This is a genomic window from Ruminococcus sp. (genome assembly GCF_024691275.1).
Lineage (GTDB): Bacteria > Bacillota > Clostridia > Oscillospirales > Ruminococcaceae > Ruminococcus.
The window spans coordinates 1-3,372 of the sequence record NZ_JAILNU010000057.1; the positions used below are offsets into that span (position 1 = coordinate 1).

Annotated in this window: 6 protein-coding genes; all 6 read left to right on the top strand. The window is 40.2% G+C overall.

Annotated elements, in window-relative coordinates; genetic code table 11:
• On the top strand, positions 1–612 hold a 612-nt coding region (locus K6G33_RS06640; protein ID WP_296777568.1), incomplete at its 5' end, for an HAD family hydrolase.
• Between the two features lie 65 nt (positions 613–677).
• Entirely contained in the window at positions 678–1,250 is a 573-nt protein-coding gene (locus K6G33_RS06645; protein ID WP_296777570.1) for a Type 1 glutamine amidotransferase-like domain-containing protein, read from the top strand.
• 221 nt (positions 1,251–1,471) lie between these two features.
• Complete coding sequence (locus K6G33_RS06650) at positions 1,472–1,723, top strand: hypothetical protein (protein ID WP_296777573.1); 252 nt, start codon at positions 1,472–1,474, stop codon at positions 1,721–1,723.
• 203 nt (positions 1,724–1,926) lie between these two features.
• Positions 1,927–2,361 (top strand): DUF6465 family protein, encoded by a 435-nt coding sequence (locus K6G33_RS06655; protein ID WP_296777574.1) that lies wholly within the window; start codon positions 1,927–1,929, stop codon positions 2,359–2,361.
• A 144-nt stretch (positions 2,362–2,505) separates the two neighbouring features.
• The gene (locus tag K6G33_RS06660; RefSeq protein ID WP_296777577.1) at positions 2,506–3,111 is read left to right on the top strand and encodes a sister chromatid cohesion protein PDS5; all 606 of its coding nucleotides are present in this window, start codon (positions 2,506–2,508) and stop codon (positions 3,109–3,111) included.
• A 9-nt stretch (positions 3,112–3,120) separates the two neighbouring features.
• Positions 3,121–3,372, top strand: a 252-nt coding sequence (locus K6G33_RS06665; protein WP_296777579.1) for an HXXEE domain-containing protein, incomplete at its 3' end; no start/stop codon positions are given.

Consider the following 3,372-nt stretch of genomic DNA (forward strand, 5'->3'; position numbering starts at 1 on the left):
CATAATATAAGCTTGGAAGGATTCAGTGAGTACCTTCTCACTTTATTTGACGAAATAAGAGTATTGCGCGGAGAATTGATAGAGATCCATGAGCACACCTTTCTGCGGAATGTATTAGAGCATTTTGATATGAAGCTATCAGTATCTATCGAAGAAGCAGAATGGATAATCTGGAATGGAATATCAAGAGGTTTGCCGACTCCAGGAGCAGTTGAGATGCTAAGTTACCTGCAAGAAACAGGGATACGTACAGGAGTTATAAGCAACCTGTGTTGGTCTGGTGCAGCTCTGACACGTCGTCTCAGTGAGACTTTTCCTGAACATAGCTTTGATTTTATACTCACATCCAGTGAATACATATTCAGAAAGCCTGATAAGCACATTTTTGATATGGCTATTCACAAGTCAGGACTCGCTCCAAATGATATATGGTATTGCGGAAATGACATTGCTGTTGATGTTTTAGGTGCGCATAGTGCTGGATTATCCCCTGTTTTCTATGATGACAGAAGCGTACCAAGCAAGATACATGAGAAAAATGATGCTTTAGATGCTGACGTAGAATATCTTCATCTGGATAATTGGACTAATCTGATTAATATTCTTAAATAAAAAGCAACTTAATAAACGAATGTTACAATCCCAAATATTATGATAACGAGTCAGGAGGAAAAAATATGCTTATTCTTAGCTCCAGTGGATTTAGCACAACACAGGTTCGCTTAAAAATCGGAGAGATCATAGCAGACAAAACAGGAAATATGCTCATAATCCCCATAGCCAGTTTACTTGGCAAGGAAACAGCAGAGAGAGAACGTAACTGTGCTGCAATGCTTGGATTCAAAAAGGAAAACATCTATATCTATGACGAGTTCAAACCCACCGAACTGCTGGATATAGAATTCAGCTATATAGTAGTGCTTGGTGGACATACGCTTAGACTGCTCAGCAAAGTCAGAGAGCTTCACTTAGATACATTCATCAAGGATCAAGTGGCAAATGGTGCCATATACCTTGGATTCTCCGCAGGAGCTTATCTTGCCTGTGACGATATAGAGTATGTAAAGAATTACGACAAGAACGACGGTTTTATTACTGATGGCAACTTTCATGCTCTTGGTTTTACGGATAAATACGTTCTTTGTCACTTCGATTACAGAGATGAAAAAGATATTCAGCTCTGTAGATTGTATATTGGTGACGATGTCGAACTCATAACACTGAATAATGATCAACTAATTAAGCTCTGAATGGTATTGGAGATAAGCTTGTACTCATTCAAAAAATGCCACAAAAAGGCTCATAATCAGTTCCAATCGCCGAAAAACAATAAGTTGACAGATGTTTGCTAAAGCTGTATAATATAGAATAGTTTGATAACTCAGCAAGTACGCTTCAATAAGACTCCAACGAACATATTTCAGCGATGATTGTATATTCAACTATAATAAAAAGAAAGGAATCTCGGAATATGCAGCACACCCAATACGACATAAATATTACCTTTCTTCAACAGAAAGGTTTTGATACTTCTTCCTTTGCTGGTCTAAAAAAAGCTCTGACATGGCTTAAGAACACTGATGCAGATTGCTTAATGCATGGTGAAGGCAGCGGTGATCCTTTTGATATCATGGTTGGCGAAATGCGACGACCAATGCTAATAGCAAGCGTTGAAGCGGCTATGGCGAAACTGCAATCTAAAGACATCACAGAACCATATTAATCAGAACAGAGTAACCTTAGAAGATATACTCCAATCAGATTTAGAACGAATTCTGATTAAAATAATATTAGTAAGCCGACACAGTTTTGTCTTAGTCGATATTTATCGTCGGACATCTCTTACTCGGTAATCGTTTAATTGGTTGACAGACACATATTAAAGCTGTATAATATAAATATCTTATAAAAACGGAGGTATCTGTAATGCCCAGAAAGAAGAAAATAGAAGTTTCACCCGCTGTAACGGAAGTCAAGGCAGAGGTTGTGACCGAAGTTATCAAGGAAACTGTCGCAGAAGCTCCAGCTGAAAAAACTGCAAAGAAGCCTGCCGCAAAGAAAGCTCCTGCTAAGAAAACAGCTACCAAGACTCCTGCAAAGGCTGCTGAGAAGAAAACTTCGGCTAAGACCACTACAAAGACCGCAGCTAAGACCACAAGAGCGACTGCTCCCGTTGAGACAGTCAAGGTCCAGTTCGGCGGCGATGAATACGATTTCGCTGAGATCAAAAAGGCTGTTGAAGCCGATTATAAGAACAAATTCAAGGCTAAGGTCAAGACTATCGAGTTTTACATCAAGCCGGAGGATAAGGCAGTTTACTACGTTATAAACGGCGATTTCTCAGATAAAATTGAGCTTTGATTTGACAGTATTGTAAACGGGTGCGACTCGCTCAGGGTTGCTCCCGTTTTTTCGTATACTGGATTGAAAAGCAGAGCTGATTGTGGTATAATTGGTAGTGTAAACAATGTTCGCTACTATACGAAGTCAGGAGGTGGTATTTTATTGAACGAAACAGAACTCTATAAGGAACTTGGAATACTAACAAAGGACAAGGAACGATGGGAAGAAAGCATACACTATGTTGCTTCATTGCTTTCCCATGAGTCTGTAAAAATACAGGCAAAGGCTCTTTGGCTGATCGGTGAAATGGGGCTTGCTTATCCGCAGTCGGTAAAAGCTGATGTTCCTGTTATTGCTTCATTCTTGGACAGCAAGGTATCACTCCTGCGTGAACGTGCGGTCAATGCCCTCGGCAGGATTGGACGAGCCGACTATCATTTGATCGAACAGTATTGGTCGAGCCTGTTCCGCTTCGCCAACGATGAAGATGCAAAGGTCAGACTGAGCTTTATTTGGGCTTCTGAGAATATCGCCACGAATACGCCTGACATCTATGAGAGCTATATGCCCGTATATGAGGGACTTCTGCACGATACAGACGATAAAGTAAGAATGGAAGCTCCTGAGTTATTCCGTGTTCTCGGCAAACGGAGATCGAAGTTTGTTCAGCCATACCTTGAAACGCTGCAACATATATCTGAAAGCGATGACAACCGTGTTGTGAGGATACATTGCTTGGGGGCTATAAAGGCTGCTATATCGAAATAGGAGAATTTTATGAAGGACTATATTCTATTACTACCCATACTCTTTATTTTTCACGATATGGAGGAAATAATCGGGTTTGGTTATTTTTTTAGACATAACAAGCAACTTTTTGATTGTTTCCCTAAGATAACTGCGGCATACAAAGATTTCTCGACTGAAGGATTTGCTTTGGCTGTGTATGAGGAGTTTATCCCGTTCTTTGGTATCAGCTTATTGGCGTTTTTCTTTCCGTGTAAAGTGCTGAACGCACTGTGGCTTGGT